Annotated in this window: 14 protein-coding genes; 8 read left to right on the top strand and 6 right to left on the bottom strand. The window is 71.4% G+C overall.

Going from position 1 to position 15670, the window contains the following annotated elements:
* Positions 1 to 780: 780 nt before the first annotated feature.
* Entirely contained in the window at positions 781 to 1035 is a 255-nt protein-coding gene (locus ACQPZW_RS18495; RefSeq protein ID WP_433796139.1) for a hypothetical protein, read from the top strand.
* Between the two features lie 77 nt (positions 1036 to 1112).
* Positions 1113 to 2282 carry a cellulose-binding domain-containing protein gene (locus tag ACQPZW_RS18490; RefSeq protein ID WP_433796138.1) on the top strand — a complete coding sequence of 390 codons (1170 nt, stop codon included), beginning with the start codon at positions 1113 to 1115 and terminating at the stop codon, positions 2280 to 2282.
* Here the strand turns inward: ACQPZW_RS18490 and ACQPZW_RS18485 are convergent.
* A complete protein-coding gene (locus ACQPZW_RS18485) occupies positions 2213 to 5011 on the bottom strand; it encodes a glycoside hydrolase family 2 TIM barrel-domain containing protein (protein ID WP_433796137.1) in 2799 nt (932 codons plus the stop codon). The genes ACQPZW_RS18490 and ACQPZW_RS18485 overlap by 70 nt on opposite strands.
* A gap of 48 nt (positions 5012 to 5059) precedes the next feature.
* Between ACQPZW_RS18485 and ACQPZW_RS18480 the strand changes: the two genes are divergently transcribed.
* Together ACQPZW_RS18480 and ACQPZW_RS18475 are read left to right on the top strand one after the other, a co-directional pair.
* Complete coding sequence (locus ACQPZW_RS18480; protein ID WP_433796136.1) at positions 5060 to 6568, top strand: alpha-N-arabinofuranosidase; 1509 nt, start codon at positions 5060 to 5062, stop codon at positions 6566 to 6568.
* A 62-nt stretch (positions 6569 to 6630) separates the two neighbouring features.
* The gene (locus ACQPZW_RS18475) at positions 6631 to 8598 is read left to right on the top strand and encodes a sensor histidine kinase (RefSeq protein WP_433796135.1); all 1968 of its coding nucleotides are present in this window, start codon (positions 6631 to 6633) and stop codon (positions 8596 to 8598) included.
* Here ACQPZW_RS18475 and mgrA read toward each other — a convergent pair.
* Together mgrA and ACQPZW_RS18465 are read right to left on the bottom strand one after the other, a co-directional pair.
* Positions 8560 to 9549, bottom strand: a complete 990-nt coding sequence (mgrA, locus tag ACQPZW_RS18470; RefSeq protein WP_433796134.1) for an L-glyceraldehyde 3-phosphate reductase — start codon at positions 9547 to 9549, stop codon at positions 8560 to 8562. The two genes, ACQPZW_RS18475 and mgrA, sit on opposite strands and share 39 nt — an antisense overlap.
* Before the next feature lie 8 nt (positions 9550 to 9557).
* A complete protein-coding gene (locus tag ACQPZW_RS18465; RefSeq protein ID WP_433796133.1) occupies positions 9558 to 10403 on the bottom strand; it encodes an aldo/keto reductase in 846 nt (281 codons plus the stop codon).
* Between the two features lie 102 nt (positions 10404 to 10505).
* Between ACQPZW_RS18465 and ACQPZW_RS18460 the strand changes: the two genes are divergently transcribed.
* The 3 genes from ACQPZW_RS18460 (at position 10506) to ACQPZW_RS18450 (ending at position 12519) form a co-directional block, all read left to right on the top strand.
* Positions 10506 to 11384, top strand: coding sequence for a LysR family transcriptional regulator (locus ACQPZW_RS18460; RefSeq protein ID WP_433796132.1), 879 nt, complete (start codon positions 10506 to 10508; stop codon positions 11382 to 11384).
* Positions 11385 to 11553: 169 nt separating this feature from the next.
* A complete protein-coding gene (locus ACQPZW_RS18455; RefSeq protein WP_433796131.1) occupies positions 11554 to 12039 on the top strand; it encodes a YcxB family protein in 486 nt (161 codons plus the stop codon).
* 3 nt (positions 12040 to 12042) lie between these two features.
* On the top strand, positions 12043 to 12519 hold the full coding sequence (locus ACQPZW_RS18450) for a YcxB family protein (RefSeq protein ID WP_433796130.1): 477 nt from the start codon (positions 12043 to 12045) through the stop codon (positions 12517 to 12519).
* Here the strand turns inward: ACQPZW_RS18450 and ACQPZW_RS18445 are convergent.
* Positions 12497 to 12943, bottom strand: coding sequence for a MarR family transcriptional regulator (locus ACQPZW_RS18445; RefSeq protein WP_433796129.1), 447 nt, complete (start codon positions 12941 to 12943; stop codon positions 12497 to 12499). The two genes, ACQPZW_RS18450 and ACQPZW_RS18445, sit on opposite strands and share 23 nt — an antisense overlap.
* A 64-nt stretch (positions 12944 to 13007) precedes the next feature.
* On the opposite strand from ACQPZW_RS18445, the gene ACQPZW_RS18440 reads away from it, so the two are divergent.
* Entirely contained in the window at positions 13008 to 13394 is a 387-nt protein-coding gene (locus tag ACQPZW_RS18440; RefSeq protein ID WP_433796128.1) for a tautomerase family protein, read from the top strand.
* A gap of 10 nt (positions 13395 to 13404) precedes the next feature.
* On the opposite strand, the gene ACQPZW_RS18435 is transcribed toward ACQPZW_RS18440, so the two are convergent.
* Positions 13405 to 14730: an AI-2E family transporter gene (locus ACQPZW_RS18435; RefSeq protein ID WP_433796127.1), complete on the bottom strand. Its 1326-nt coding sequence runs from the start codon at positions 14728 to 14730 to the stop codon at positions 13405 to 13407.
* 157 nt (positions 14731 to 14887) lie between these two features.
* Complete coding sequence (locus tag ACQPZW_RS18430) at positions 14888 to 15634, bottom strand: IclR family transcriptional regulator (protein ID WP_433796126.1); 747 nt, start codon at positions 15632 to 15634, stop codon at positions 14888 to 14890.
* Between the last annotated feature and the right edge of the window lie 36 nt (positions 15635 to 15670).

The following is a 15670-nucleotide window of genomic DNA, read 5'->3' as shown; positions in this document are numbered from 1 at the left end:
ACATCGCTCTCCGTGTTCCACGTCGACCCCGCTCACGTCACGCCGAATCTAGACTAGAGAGCTTTCGGGATCAGGGTCTGCGCCGGCGTCGGCCGGCCATAGCTCAGCCAAGTCATGACGTCGCCGCAAGCCCGTTCACGCCGCGGTTCACGGACTGGTCACCGAGACGTCCGCTGCCCTCGGCCCTCGGGACTGGCCACCAGGACGTCTCCGGCCCATTGCCCCGAAGGGCTGGTCGCCGAGACGTCCGCTGCCCTTGCCCCGGGGGACTACGTCACCAGGACGTTCCCTGCCTTCGCCGAGGACGAGGACGAGGACGAGGACAGGCGCACACGAACACCGATCGTGCGACCCCAGCCACGCCCCCACGACCACCAGCGCACACGCAACCCCGATCGTGGGCTCTCACCAACGCCAGGGCGACGACCAGCGCACACGCAACCGCTACGTGTGCGCCCATCACCGCCGGCGACCACAGAGAAGATCGACTACACGGACTACCGACACGCGGGGGCCGGGTCGCCGACGCTGGTATGGACTACCGACACGCGGGGGCCGGGTCGCCGACGCTGGTGTCGCGCCGCAGTCGCACCCGAGCAGCGGTTCGGGTGGGCACAAGGCCCATCGCCGGAGCCGTCCGGTGCACCCGGTAGGGGAACCCGGGCTCGGTCACCGACCGTAGACGGCGGCGAGAACACCCGAACCCGGCAGGTTGGCCGGCCGGGGGCGGCGGTGACCTGGCACAGACCCTGACCTCGGAAGCTCCCTAGCGTGTCATTCATGACCGAGATAGTGATCACTGTGGACGGCCGGGCGGCGCTCACCACCCGTCAGCTCGGCGAGGAGTTCGGCCTCGACCCGGCGTCGGCTCGCACTGCGGTGCGGCGCGTCGGGCTGGAACCCGTCGCCCACCTCGACGACCGGACGCCGCTCTACGACGCCACGACGGCCCGCGACGCGCTGCGCAACCGGCCGGGTAAGGGTCGCCGGTCGAGGTGGGCGGCCATCGCCAGGTCCATCGCCCAGTCGGTCTAGGGACGAAACCCCCGAGACACTCGTCATCATCTATATTTGGGAGCGCTCCCATTCCCGTTCACGAAGGAGCCTCCCCCATGCGTCTCCGTCCTCTGCTCGCCGTGGCGGCGGTTGCCGTCGCCTCCGGCGGGATCGTCGCCGGGCTGCACGTTCCCGCGGCTCAGGCGGCCACCGTCTGTTCCGTCGACTTCGCGGTCAACCAGTGGGCCACCGGGTTCACCGCGGACGTCAAGCTCACCAACACCGGGCCGGCCGTCAGCTCCTGGTCGCTGACCTGGAACTTCGGCGGCAACCAGACCGTGTCCAACGGCTGGAACGCTCAGATCAGCCAGTCCGGCAGTAAGGTCACCGCATCCAACCTGAGCTGGAACGGCTCGCTCAACACCGGGGCGACCGCCTCGTTCGGGTTCCAGGCGACCTACTCCGGGACCAACGCCAAACCGACCGACTTCGCGCTCAACGGCGTCTCCTGCGCCGGCGGCCTGCCGCCGTCGAGCCCGGGCCCGTCCAGCCCGGGCCCGTCGTCGAGCGCTTCCCCGAGCCCGTCCACGTCCACCGGGCCGGCGCCGACGTGTGGGACCGGGATCCGCTGTGACGGCTTCGAGGGCCAGGCCGCCGGGACGCCGGGCGGGGACTGGGCGGTCACCTACCCGGACTGCCAGGGCGCCGGCACGGCCACGATCGACAAGACGGCCGCGCACACCGGCGGCACCTCGCTGCGGGTCAACGGGGCGACCGGCTACTGCAACCACGTCTTCGTCCGCAACGCCGCGATCCTGGGCAACGCCACCTACGTGCGCTACTGGGTGAAGCACACCACCGCCCTGCCCGCCTCGCACATCACCATGGTCGCCCTCCGTGACGCCAACGACGGCGACCGGGATCTGCGGTTCGGCGGGCAGAACGGCGCTCTGCAGTGGAACCGGGCCTCGGACGACGCGACCCTGCCCGAGCAGAGCCCGGCCGGGGTCGCACTGTCCCGCCCGCTGCCGGTGAACACCTGGAACTGTGTCGAGTTCAAGGTCAACGGCGCGGACGGGACGATGGAGACCTGGCTCGACGGCGTGTCGGTGCCGGGCCTGCTGCAGGACGGGGTGGCCACGCACGACGTCGACGGTCAGTGGCTCAACCGCACGTACCGGCCGCGGCTCACCGACCTGAAGCTGGGCTGGGAGAGCTACGGCGAGGGCTCCGACACGCTCTGGTATGACGACGTGGCGGCCGGCACCTCCCGGATCGGCTGCTGAAGCACGACCCGCAGCCGCTGGGTGGAGGGTGTGAGCCGGTAGGCCGGCAGCACCCCCTGCCCGCACGACGCCGTGCCGACGCCGGAGGCCGCCGCGTCCACCGAGATCCACGTGGACGTGGCGGCCGGCAGCTCGTGGTCGTGGGCGGTCGCCGCGACGGTCTCCCTCGACCACGGTCGCACGGTCAGCGGCACGCCGACGCCACGCACCCGCAACGCCGGACCGCCGAGGTCCACGGTGGCGTCGTCGACGCGGCGGGCCCCGTGCTCCTGCGGACGGACGGTGCGTTCCGCGTAGGTGTCGCGGTCGGCGGTGAACGTGCCGTAGCGGGCGCCCTGGCCGGTGTCCGGATACTGCGGGCCGGGACCCCAACCGGTCCACGTGACCCGCGAGGTCGGCCGGTCGACGCGTAGGTCGATCCCGGCACGGGCCCACTCGCACGGCCATTCGCCGTAGGGCTCGATCGTCAGATCGAGCGCCAGCGCGTCACCGTCGCTGGTCCAGCGCCACGTCACGTCCACCCCGGCGTCGATCACCGGCGGGCCGCTGCGGGTCCGCACGACCAGCGCCGGGCCGTCGGCCACGATGTCGACGAGGCGGCTCCGCAGATCGCCGAGCCGGGCCGTCGCCCAGCGCTCGGCCATCGACGGCAGGTCGTGTTCCTCCCAGCCCCGGCCCCGATCGTTCTCGGTCGGCGCCCGCCACAGGCTCACCGCCACATCGTGCAGGTCGAGGTCACCGAGCCGCACCGGCATCCCGGTCCGTGCATCGAACACCGCCGGGCCAAGCCGCAGGTCGGGCGAGGGCATGGCGGTGGCCTCCACCGCGGGTGCGGGACGCGGCGCGACGTACTGCGCCCAGGCCACCTCATGCCCCTGCTCACGATCCCGAACGGACAGGGTCAAAGGCGAAGACAATTCCAGGGGTACGGTCGAACTGGTCCCCGCCGGGACATGAGGCAGCGGGAAGTCCGCGTCCAGGTGCGACAGGTCCAGGCTGTGATAGCGGTTGACGATCGTCACCGTGGACCGGGCCGGGTCGATGGTCAGCTCGACCGGCGCGAACACCCGGGCCACGTCGGCGAGCCCGGGCCCCGGCGTCTTGTCGGCGTGGACCAGCCCGTCGATGACGAAACTGCCGTCGTGCACCCGTTCGCCGAAGTCGCCGCCGTACCACTGGATCGTCCGGCCGTCGTCGGTGGTCCCGGCGTGCAGCGCGTGCTCCACCCACTCCCAGATGAACCCGCCGGCCAGACGCGGATAGCGGTGGAACAGCTCCTGGTACTCGGACAGTCCACCCGGCCCGTTGCCCATGGCGTGCGCGTACTCGCACAGCAGGAACGGCAGCTCACGGCGGTGCTCGTCCTCCGGCTCGGTCCCGGCGCCGATCCGCTCCACCTCGGCGGCGGTGGCGTACATCCGCGAGTACACGTCGACGTGCAGCGAACGCCGGTCACCCTCGTAGTGCACCAACCGTGCGGGGTCACGCTGCTTGGCCCACCGGGCGATCGCGTCGAGGTTGGCGCCGGTGCCGGCCTCGTTGCCCAGCGACCAGAACAGGACGCTGGCGTGGTTCTTGTCGCGTTCCACGGTGCGCCGCATCCGGTCGAGGTAGGCGTCGCGCCACTGTGGGTCGTCGCTGGGGTTGCCGCGCCAGCCGTTCAGCTCGAAGCCGTGGGTCTCCAGGTCGTTCTCGACCATCACGTACAGGCCCAGCTCGTCGGTGAGATCCAGGAAGTCCACCTGCGGCGGGTAGTGCGACGTCCGTACCGCGTTGATGTTGTGTCGTTTCATCAGGAGCAGCTCGGCGCGGGCGGTGTCCAGGTCGACGGTCCGGCCGTGCAGCGGGTCGTGTTCGTGCCGGTTGACGCCGCGCAGCAGCAGCGGACGGCCGTTGAGCATCAGGGTCGCGTCCTCGACGTGCACCGTGCGGAAACCCACGCGCAGGGTGACGACCTCAGCGGGAGTGTGGACGCGTACGGCGTACAGGAAAGGGGTCTCGGCGGTCCAGGGGTCCACGGACCGGAAGTGATGGGACTCGCCCGCGCCCAGGTCCTCGCGGCCGAGACCCGGCACGTCGACGGTGAAAACCGCATCGCTGTCGACGTCGACCCGAAGGGTCCCGGAGCCGTCGCGGTGATCGTAGGAGGCGTGCACGAAGACGTCGCGGATACCGCCCTCGGGCCGCGCGAGCAGGGTGACGCTGCGGAAGATGCCGGGCATCCACCACATGTCCTGGTCCTCGAGGTAGCTGTGCGCCGACCACTGCGCGAGGCGCACCGCGAGCACGTTGCCGCCCGACCGGAGCACGCCGGTGGTGTCGAACTCGGTGGTCAGGCGGCTGCCGCGCAGGGTGCCGAGCTCGACGTCGTTGAGCCACACGGTCGCGGCGCCGTCGACGCCCTCGAACCGCAGCACCGACGGGTGGGCGAGCACCGCGGGGTCGGCCTCGAACTCCAGCCGGTGGTCGTATTGCGGGTTGTCGTCCGGTGGGAACGGCGGGTCGACCGGGAACGGGAACTGCACGTTGGCGTAGATCGGCGAGCCGTGGCCCTGCAAGGGCAGATGCCCGGGCACGCGGATCGGCGACCAGTCGCCGCCGTCGTGCGGGCGCACCTGCCAGGTGCCGTCGAGCACCTGGCGGGGCGCGTCGGAACGCAGGTGGGCGCGGGCGGGCAGACCGCCACGGCCCGGCTGGGGGGAGGCCAGTTCGGTGCGAAACGATGTCACGGGTACATAGTCTTTCTTGATCAAGGCCCGACGTGAAGGAGTTCCCGCGTGACCCGTGCCGATCTCACACTGCACCCGTCGTTCGCGGTCGGCCCGGTCGACCGGCGGCTGTTCGGTGGCTTCGTCGAGCATCTGGGCCGGCACATCTACGACGGGATCCACGAGCCGGGGCATCCGACGGCCGGGCCGGGCGGGTTCCGCCGCGACGTGATCGAGCTGGTCAAGGAGCTGGGCGTCACCACGATCCGCTACCCGGGCGGCAATTTCGTCTCCAACCACCGGTGGGAGGACGGCGTCGGCCCGGTCGACCAGCGGCCCCGCCGGCTCGACCTGGCGTGGCACTCGACCGAGACCAACCGGGTGGGGCTGCACGAGTTCCAGGACTGGCTCGACCTGGTCGGCAGCGAGCTGATGCTGGCCGTCAACCTCGGCACCCGCGGCTTGCAGGAGGCCGTCGACCTCATCGAGTACGCCAACGTCCCGTCCGGGACCACCCGCTCCGACCAGCGCCGGGCCAACGGACGCGAGGAGCCGTTCGGCGTGACCATGTGGTGCCTGGGCAACGAGATGGACGGCCCATGGCAGGTCGGGCACCGCACCGCCGACGACTACGGCAAGCTCGCCGCCCAGGTCGCGAAGGCGATGCGGCTCGTCGACACCGGGGTGAAGCTGGTCGTGTGCGGCTCGTCGAACCGGGACATGCCGACCTTCGGCACCTGGGAGCGCACGGTGCTGGAGCACACCTACGACGACGTCGACTACATCTCCTGCCACGCCTACTACCAGGAGCACGACGGCGACCTGGCCAGCTTCCTCGCCTCCGGGGCCGACATGGACGCCTTCATCCGGGCCGTCGTGGCGACCGCCGACCACGTGCGGGCCGTCAAACGGTCGGCCAAACGCATCGACATCTCGTTCGACGAGTGGAACGTCTGGTATTTCACCCGCTGGAACGCGCAGGAGGGCACCTTCGCGATCGACGAGTGGCCGGTCGCGCCGCGCCTGCTCGAAGACGTCTACACGGTCGCCGACGCGGTCACCGTCGGCGGGTTGCTCATCACCCTGCTCAACCACGCCGACCGGGTCACCTCGGCGTCGCTCGCGCAACTCGTCAACGTCATCGCGCCGATCATGACCGAGCCCGGCGGCCCCGCCTGGCGCCAGACCACCTTCTTCCCGTTCTCCCTCACCTCCGCATCAGCCGGGGGTACGTCACTCGCCGTCCACCTCGACGCCGACACCGTCACGACCAGCCGGTACGGCGAGGTCCCGGCGGTGGCCGCGGCCGCCACCGTCGACGACCACGGCACGATCCGGCTGTTCCTGCAGAACCGGGACGTCACCGCACCGGCCACGGTGACCGTCGACCTGAACGGCTTCCCCGCCCACTCGTCGGCGACCGCGACCGGCATCTGGGACGACGACCCGTACGCGGCCAACACCCGCGACGAACCGGACCGGGTCCGCCCACGCGCCAACGAGACCGTCGCGATCAGCGGCAACGTCGTGACGATCACGCTGCCCCCGGTCTCCTGGACGGCACTGACCGTCGCCTGATTCCTCAGTTCCGCCCGAGACCGGCCGATGGAGGGAGGTCGACCGTCTCGCGGGAGGAAGCGGTGAAAGCTGCCTACCGGATCTCCCTGGCCCGGACCGTGTGCTTCGCCCTCGCCTACGCCGCCGCGTGCTACGCGGGACGGAGCCTCGTCGTGGTGGGCAACCACAATCTGGCCTGGCCGGCCGCCGGGGTGGCCGTCATCTGGTTCTGCGCCCACCGGCGGGCGCCCACCCGCCACCTCGACAAGCTGCTGCTCACCCTGATCCTGGGCGTGATCAACTGGCTTACCGGCTCACCACCGGCGGTCGGTGTCGTGGCCGGGCTGGTCGGGCTGGTGCAGATCGAGGTCTTCCTGCGACTGCTGCGCCACTGGGGCCCGCATCTCTGGGGCGCCGGCGGTGACGCGCCGCTGCGGTCCCCACGGGATCTGTGGGCGCTGCTCAAAGCCGGGTTCGGGGCGACGATAGCGGCCAGCGCCGTCAGCCTGGTGGGCCGCTGGCTGGTCACCGGCGCCCTGCCGCTGACCGTCACGGCCATGTCGGTGGCCCGGCACACCGCCAGCATCCTGATCCTCGGATCGGCCGGGATCTGCGCCGGCGCGGCCCTGAGCCGCCGTGGCGTCGCCCTCTCCCCCGTCGCACCCCGGCGGATCGCCGAGACCGCCGGGATCGGGGCGCTCAGCATCGCCGGGCACACGGCCGTCTTCGCCTACGAGCACCAGTTCCCGGTGTCGTTCGCCCTGCTCGGCATCACCGTGCTGGTCGGGGTCAGGCTCAGCACCCCGTGGGTGCTGCTGCACAACCTGGTGGTCAGCTTCGTCGCGTTGCGGTACACGCTGGCCGGGTACGGGCCGTTCGCCCAGGTCGGTGACGTGCCGCTCCGCGCGGTCGTGGTGCAGCTCTTCGTCACCCTGGTCGCCCTCGTCGGGCTGGCCCTGGCACTGGGCCGCGAGGAGCGGCACGCGCTGCTGGCCGCCCTGGCCCAGGAGAAGGAGCAGGTCAAACACCAGGCCGACCTGCTCGCCGCGATCATCGACTCGATGCCCGACGGGCTGGCGGTGATCGGCCCGGACAACCGGGTGACACTGCGGAACCCGGCCGTCACCGGCATGGTCGACGACGATCTGGCCCGTCTGCGCGCCCTCGTCGACCAGGGCGTCTCCAGCAGCGACATCGTCGTGAACCACCCCGACGAGACGGAGAGACGGGTGATCCAGGTGACCGCCACCGCGCTGCCGCACCCCGACGGCACCCACAGCGTCGTGGTGCTCTTCCACGACGTGACCGCCGAACGCCGGCACCGCGACGAGCTGACCGGCTTCGCCGGGGTGGTCGCCCACGACCTGCTCAACCCGCTGGCCAGCGTGGACGGGTGGACGACGGCCGCGATGGAGGCGCTGGAGGAGGCGCCGGACCATCCGAGTGTGGGTGAGGCGCACGCCGACCTCACCCGTGTCGCCCGGTCGTCGGCCCGGATGCGGGGCCTGGTCGACGGTCTGCTCTCCTACGCGACCGCGCGGCAGGCGATGGTCACCCCGGCGCCGGTCGACCTGGCCGAGGTGGTCGCCGAGATCGCCCTCGCCCGCGCGGACGCCGCGGCGGCCGCCGGGAACCCGATGCCCCGCTTCACGATCGGCCCGCTGCGGCCGGTCCAGGCCGACCCGGTCCTGATCCGGCAACTGCTGGACAACCTGATCGGCAACGCCGTCAAGTACACCGCCCCCGGAGTGCCCCCGCAGCTGCGCATCACCACCGAGGACGACCACGGGATGGTCGCCGTGCGGATCGTCGACAACGGCATCGGCATCCCCGAGGGCCAGCACGAGGCGATCTTCGGCAACTTCCACCGGGCCCACGCCGACGGCGGCTACCGGGGCACCGGGCTCGGCCTGACCATCTGCAAACGCATCGTGGAACGGCACGGCGGCACCATCACCGCCGTCGACGACCCCGGAGGCGGCTCCTGCTTCACCTTCACGCTGCCGCCGCTGTCACTGGCTGCTGGAGCCCGCCCACAGGTTGATGCCTGACTCGGTGGCGTACTTGTCGATCTCGGCCAGTTCGTCGGAGGTGAACGACAGGTTGTCCAGTGCGGCGACGTTGGTCTCCAGCTGGGCCACGCTGCTGGCGCCCAGGACCGTGGAGGTCATCCGCGGATCGCGCAGCACCCAGGCGATCGCCATCTGCGCCAGGCTCTGACCGCGGCGACCGGCGATCGCGTCGAGCGCCCGGATCTTGTCCAGGTTCTCCGCGCTGAGCAGGTCGGTGCTCAGCGACTTGTCCGCCCCGGCCCGCGAGTCCTCCGGCACACCCTTGAGGTAGCGGTCGGTGAGCATGCCCTGCGCCAACGGGGAGAACGCGATGCACCCGGCGCCCACCTGCTCCAGGGTGTCGAGCAGGCCGTCCTCGATCCAGCGGTTCAACATCGAGTACGACGGCTGATGGATGAGCAGCGGCGTGCCCAGGTCACGCAGGATCGCCGCGGCCTCGGCCGTGCGCGCCGGCGAATACGACGAGATCCCGACGTAGAGGGCCTTGCCGGCACGCACGGCCGCGTCCAGGGCGCCCATCGTCTCCTCGAGCGGCGTCTCCGGGTCGAGGCGGTGCGAGTAGAAGATGTCGACGTAGTCCACACCCATCCGCTTCAGCGACTGGTCCAGCGAAGCGGTCAGATACTTGCGGGAGCCCCAGTTGCCGTACGGGCCGGGCCACATGTCGTAGCCGGCCTTCGTCGAGATGACCATCTCGTCGCGGTGCTGCCGGAAGTCGGTGGCCAGGATCCGGCCGAAGTTCTCCTCCGCCGACCCGTACGGCGGGCCGTAGTTGTTGGCCAGGTCGAAGTGGGTGATGCCCAGCTCGAACGCCCGGCGCAGGATGTCACGCTGGGTCTGGAGCGGCTTGTCGTCACCGAAGTTGTGCCACAGGCCGAGCGAGATCTCGGGCAGTTTCAGGCCACTACGGCCGCTGCGTCGATATTCCATGGGGTTCCTTACGGGAGGACGGCGAGGTCGTCGGCGGTCAGTTCGAGGGTGTCGGCGGCCGACGAGTCGGTGATCGTCTCGGGACGGCTCGCACCGGGGATCGGGATCGACACCGGCGACTTGGCCAGGTGCCAGGCCAGGCAGACACGCTGCGGGCTCACCCCGTACTTCTCGGCGACCTGGGCGAACGCACCGCCCAGCGAGCCCGCCGCCTGGATGCCGCCCAGCGGCGACCAGGGCAGGAAGGCGATGCCCAGCTCGGTGCAGAGCTCCAGCTCCGGCTCGGAGGAGCGGAACGCGGGCGAGAACTGGTTCTGCACCGACACCAGCCGGCCGCCCAGGATCTCCCGCGCCTCGCGGATCTGCTCCGGGTTCGCGTTGGAGATGCCGGCCATCCGGATCTTCCCGGCGTCCAGCAGGTCCCGGATCGCGCCGATCGAGTCCGCGTACGGCACCCGCGGATCCGGCCGGTGATGCTGGTACAGGCCGATGGCGTCGACGCCGAGCCGCTTGAGGGACTCCTCGCAGGCCTGCTTGAGGTAGTCGGGCGAGCTGTTCAGGGTCCAGCTGCCGTCACCCGGCCGCAGGTGACCGCCCTTGGTGGCGACCAGCACATCGGAGGTGTCACCGCCGTAGGAGGCGAGCGCCCGGGCGATCAGCGACTCGTTGTGCCCGACCTCGTCGGCGCCGATGTGGTAGGCGTCGGCGGTGTCGATCAGGGTGATACCGGCGTCCAGCGCGGCGTGGACGGTGCGGATCGAGCGTTCCTCGTCCGGCCGGCCCTCGATCGACATCGGCATGCCACCGAGTCCGATCGCGCTGACCTGCACGTCACCGATGCGACGGCTCTGCATGGTTTCCTCCCGAAGATGTGTACGGTCTCCACCCTGGTATGCCCTCCTCCGCGCCGTCCAACAGAAGAAACCGCTCGAATTAAGCAGCTAAGGTGATCGGTCGTGGAACTGCGGCATCTCGAATACTTCGTGGCGGTCGCCGAGGAGCGGCACTTCACCCGGGCCGCCCAGCGGATGCGGGTCGCCCAGTCCGGCCTGTCCGCCTCGATCCGCGCCCTCGAACGCGAGCTCGACGCCGACCTGTTCATCCGGCACACCCGCCGGGTCGAGCTGACCGACGCCGGCCGCGCGCTGCTCACCGAGGCGCACCGGACGCTGGCGAGCGCGACCGCCGCCCGGGACGCCGTCGCCGCCGTCCGTGGGCTGCTGCGCGGCAACCTCGCCATCGGCGCCGAGCAGTGCCTCGGCGTGATCGACATGGCGCCGCTGGTCGCCTCGTTCCGGCGCGCGCATCCCGGCGTCGAGGTCCAGTTGCGCTACGCGGGCTCGGGACATCTGGTCGAGCTGGTGCGGGCCGGGCTGCTACAGGCCGGGTTCGTGGCGTTGCCGGGGCCGGCGCCGGACGGCGTACGCCTGCTGCCGGTCGCCGCCGAGAAGATGATGCTGCTCTGCCACCCGTCGCACGCGCTGGCCGACAGCGAGACCGTCGCCGTCGCCGACCTGGCCGGCAGCGAGTTCATCGACTTCAGCGCCGACTGGGGCGCCCGCCGGGTCAACGACCTGGCCTTCACCCGCGCCGGCGCCGAGCGCCGGGTGGCCGTCGAGGTCAACGACGTGCACACCCTGCTCGACTTCGTCCACCAGGACCTCGGGGTGGCCCTGGTCCCGGCCCCGGTGACCCGCAAGCCACACGCCAAGGGCCTGCACGCGGCCCTGGTCACCGGCCCGGTCCCGGACTGGCGGGTGGCGGTCGCGCTACCCGCCGCGACCCCGGCCGGCCCGGCCACCGAGGCCCTGCTGCGCCTGGCCCTGCCCGGTTGAGGCGGCACGCGTGCCCCGGGCCGGGTCCGGACGCGCTCGGCCCCGCTTCAAGCGGTGAACGAAACCGGACCCGGCGCCGGGTGCACCCACCGTCCCCGCCGGTCACCCACGCCCACAGTGGGCCGACAGACTGAGGTGCCGAGGCACCGGCGGGCCATAGGATCCATCGGTGCGAATCGAATTCACCTTCGGCCGGGACGCCGAATACTTCCGGGGGCAACTCGCCCGCGGGGCGCGCCGCGCCACGTTCCCGCTGCTGTTGCTCGGGCTGATCGCCGTCGCAGCGGGATTCGCCGTCATGGCGTTGCTGGATCGGATCCTCCTCGGTGCGCTCGTCGTGGTCGCCGGGGTCGCGGTGCTGATCGTCTGGCAGGTGCGTCTCGCCGCGATGATGACCGTCCCGCTGGCCTGGCAGTCGCCGCGCCGGTGGCTGCTCACCGACGACGGCGTCGAGTCCAGCTCGGAGGTGACGTCCGCGGAGTTCGCGTGGTCGACGTTCCGCTCGGGCGAGGCGACGAAACAGGCCTTCCTGCTGTTCCAAGAGGGGCACGTGATGGTCGACATCCCACGCCGGCCGCTCAGTCCGGAGCAGGACGCGCAGCTCGACGCCTTCCTCTCGGCACGCGGCCTGCTGGGCGCGCGGAACACGCGGTGACCGATGCTGATCGAAGTGGACGCCGGTAGCCCACCGTTGTACGTGCCCGCATCCGACCGCCGCAACCAGATCATGGCCCGAATGCCCTGGTGGCGACTCATCGCCGCCGCGGCCCCGGCGGCCGTGACCGGGGCCGTCGCCGCCGCGTCGGGCAGCCTGGCGCTCGCCGTCGCCGGTGTCGCGCTGCTTCTCCTGCCGGCCGTGATCGGCGTTCGGACGTGGCGGCGGCTCGACACGAGCCTGAACGAGACGCAACCCGTCACCCGGCACTGGACGATCACCGACGACGGGATCCGGGTCACCGGCCCCGGCTCGGCCCGCACCTGGCGGTGGACGGCGGTCGTCGCCGTCGCGGCGAGCCCCGACGCCTACCTGATGCGCCAGGAGGGCGGCATCGTGCTCGACCTGCCCCGCGGCGCGATGACCGATGCCGAGGACGACGAGCTACGACGCTTCCTCACCGCTCGCGGGCTGCTGTGACCGCCTGCTCGTAGCGCAGCAGCGTGTCGACGAAGGAGCGCTGCTCGGCAGGGGACAGCGGGGCCAGCGCCTGCCGCCACGCCTGCGCGCCCGGTGACAGCCACTGGGCGATCGCGTCGCGGCTGTCCGGGCTGATGTCGACGATCCGGCGCCGGCGGTCGTCGTCGTCCTCGCGGCGGACCAGAACGCCCCGGCGGCTGAGATCGCTGACGATCAGGCTGACCGTGGTCGGGGCGACGCCCAGCACCTCGGCCAGCCGGGAGACGGTCTGCGGGCCGTCGAGCAGCAGCAGGGACAGCATCGACAGGTGCCGGGGCGCGAGGTCGAGCGACTGCAACCGCTCGGGCAGGGGCAGGCGCTTGATCCGGCCGACCATCCGTGGCATCACCAGCAGCAGTTCCCGGACAGCATCGTCCGTTGACATCGCCGCACCCTCCAAATACCTTTGAGGTCAAAGCTATTTTGTCGTCAAAGCCACGGGGGATCGTATGCCACACCTCAGCGTCCACGTGCTGGAGAGCGACCTGTCCGGCCGCGAGACCGCCCTGATCAGCGCATTGACCGACGCGGTCGTCACCGTCTACGGCGAGTGGGCCCGCGGCCTGGTCGACATCAGGCTGATCGGCCTGCCGCCACACCGATGGGGCATCGGCGGCAAGCCGGCCGAGCAGCCGCCGCCGTTCGTCACGTTCGGCATCAAGGAGGCCGCGTTCAGCCGTCCCGACGCCGACGAGATCGTGGCCCGGCTCGTCACCGTGGTCACCGACGCGCTCGCCGACGTCTTCGGCGAGCGCGTCCGCGACGGCGTCACGGTCGAGTTGGTGGCGACCCCGGCCGGCCGCACCGGCATCGGCGGGGTCGTCGCCCCATCCTGACAAGGCCGCGTCAGGACACCGAGGTGTGGGCCGGCGGCGGGGTCGCCGGGTCGGCGGCGAGCTGCGCCTCCTCGACCCGGTTCTCCCGCTCGGCCTGCTCGTCGTCGGTCGGCTCGGTGCCCGGCGGCTCCCGGTCCGGGGTCGGCTCGCCCGACGGGTACCGGACCAGGTATCGGATGGCGGTGTTCAGCACGGCGAGCAGGGGCACCGCGATCAGACCGCCGACGATGCCGGCCACCACGATGCCGCCGGCGATCGCCAGGATGATCGCGAGTGGGTGCAGCGCCACCGCCCGGCCCATGATCAGCGGCTGCAGCACGTGGCCTTCCAGCTGCTGCACGGCGATCACGATGATCAGCACGGTCACGGCGGTCACCGGGCCGTTCGCGACCAGAGCGACCAGCACCGCCACGGTGCCGGTCAGGGCCGCGCCGATCACCGGGATGAAGGCGCCGAGGAACACCAGGGCGGCCAGCGGCAGCGCCAGCGGCACCCGCAGCACGGCCAGGCCGATCCCGATCCCCACCGCGTCGACGAAGGCGACGAGCACGGTGGCGTGCACGTAGGACACCAGCGTGTGCCACGAGTAGTGTCCGGCGCGCGCGGTGGAGACCTGCGCCTCCCGCGGCAGCAGACGGCACAGGAACGACCAGATCTGGGCGCCGTCACGCAGGAAGAAGAAGAGGGTGAACAGCACCAGGAAGAACCCGGTCACCACCTCGCCCAGCGTGGCCGCGGTGCTGATCGCCCCGCTGGTGACGGCGCCCTGGTTGGCGGTGAACGCGGTGCGGGCCTGCTCGACGTACTGACTCAGTTGCGCGTCGGTCAGGTGCAGCGGGCCCCGCGACAGCCAGGTCTGGATCTCGTCGATGCCCTCGGTGACCCGAGCCGACAGGTCGTCGAGCTGGGAGATGAAGGTGCGCACGATCAGGCTGAGCCCGCCGAAGACCACGATCAGGCCGCCGACCAGCACGAGCCCCGCCGCCAGGGACCGTTTGACGCCCCACCGCACCAGCGCCGCGCTGGCCGGCTGGAAGAGGGCCGCCAGCAGGATCGCCACGACCACCGGGATGATCACGACGCTGAGCAGCGAGACCAGGCGCAGGAAGAGGTACGTGGCAACGACGAACAGGATGAACCGCCAGGCCCAGGCGCCCGCCGTCCGTACTCCCTGCGGCAGCACGTCGTCGCTGTCCGGCTGGTTGTTCACCACCACGACCGGCGCACCCGGATCCTGCAGCTCCGGCCCGACCACGAACGGTGGCGGCACGTTCCGGCTGGCCGCCGATGCCAAAGTGGTACGGGCCCGCTCGCGGACCACCTGCGCCCAGCTCATGACTCTCCTCGTTACGCCACGTGACTCACTCCCCTCACTTCCCGGTCACGAGGCGCCACACACCCGATGTGTGTCAGCAAATGGGCTCGGGCACAAACGGCCGGGCGGGCCCGAGCCCGGCAGGTTCCCCGGCCGGCGCCGTCGGCCCGGAGGGGCCCTAGGTCAGCGTGCGCGAGATCGCCCGCGCACTGGACAGCACGAGCGGCGCCAGCGCATGCGGCGAGACCGTGCCGTAGCGCACGACCAGCGATAACGCCGCCACCACCGTGCCGTGCGAGTCCCGGATCGGCGCCCCCACCGACAGGGCGTCCTCGGTGACCTGGCGATCGCTGACCGAGAAGCCGTTGGAGCGCACATCGGCCAGCAGACGGCGCAGCGCCCGTGCATCGGTGACGGTGTACGGGGTGAACCGCTCGATCGCCGAGCCGATCACCTCCTCCTGCAGCTCCGCGGGCGCGTGGGCGAGCAGGACCAGGCCGACGCCGGTGGCCGACAGCGCGAACCGCCCGCCGACCCGGGTGTGCACCGGCACGGCCCGGCGGCCCGCGATCCGCTCGACGAACACCACCTCGGCGCCCTCCCGTACCGCCAACTGCACGTTCTCGTGGGTGACCTGGGACAGGTCCTCCAGGAACGGCAGCGCCCGCTCCCGCAGGCCGAGGCCGCGCGGCGCCAGCGAGCCGACCTCCCACAGGCGCAGTCCCACGCTGTACCGCCCGGCGGTGTCACGCTCCAGGGCGCCCCACGCCACCAGCTCGCCGGCCAGCCGGTGCACCGTCGACAGCGGCAGGCCCGCACGCCGGGCCACGTCGGTGAGGGTGAGCACGGTGTGCCGCGGCCCGAACGCCTCCAGGATCCGCAGGGCCCGGCCGAGCACCGGGCCGGTCGCCACGCGCCGCGTCATCGCCGGCTCCTTCCGTATGTCGGAAAGCCAGGATGA

This window comes from Actinoplanes sp. CA-252034 (genome assembly GCF_050956125.1).
Taxonomy (GTDB): Bacteria; Actinomycetota; Actinomycetes; order Mycobacteriales; family Micromonosporaceae; genus Actinoplanes.
This window is presented reverse-complemented; position numbering and strand designations above follow the sequence as displayed.

Bases quoted from the DNA above. Each gene is read 5' to 3' on its own strand.
- mgrA (WP_433796134.1), bottom strand. From the start codon at position 9,549: ATGGAATATCGACGCAGCGGCCGTAGTGGCCTGAAACTGCCCGAGATC.
- ACQPZW_RS18435 (WP_433796127.1), bottom strand. From the start codon at position 14,730: ATGAGCTGGGCGCAGGTGGTCCGCGAGCGGGCCCGTACCACTTTGGCA.
- ACQPZW_RS18430 (WP_433796126.1), bottom strand. From the start codon at position 15,634: ATGACGCGGCGCGTGGCGACCGGCCCGGTGCTCGGCCGGGCCCTGCGG.
- ACQPZW_RS18490 (WP_433796138.1), top strand. From the start codon at position 1,113: ATGCGTCTCCGTCCTCTGCTCGCCGTGGCGGCGGTTGCCGTCGCCTCC.
- ACQPZW_RS18450 (WP_433796130.1), top strand. From the start codon at position 12,043: ATGCTGATCGAAGTGGACGCCGGTAGCCCACCGTTGTACGTGCCCGCA.
- ACQPZW_RS18465 (WP_433796133.1), bottom strand. From the start codon at position 10,403: ATGCAGAGCCGTCGCATCGGTGACGTGCAGGTCAGCGCGATCGGACTC.
- ACQPZW_RS18440 (WP_433796128.1), top strand. From the start codon at position 13,008: ATGCCACACCTCAGCGTCCACGTGCTGGAGAGCGACCTGTCCGGCCGC.
- ACQPZW_RS18445 (WP_433796129.1), bottom strand. From the start codon at position 12,943: ATGTCAACGGACGATGCTGTCCGGGAACTGCTGCTGGTGATGCCACGG.
- ACQPZW_RS18495 (WP_433796139.1), top strand. From the start codon at position 781: ATGACCGAGATAGTGATCACTGTGGACGGCCGGGCGGCGCTCACCACC.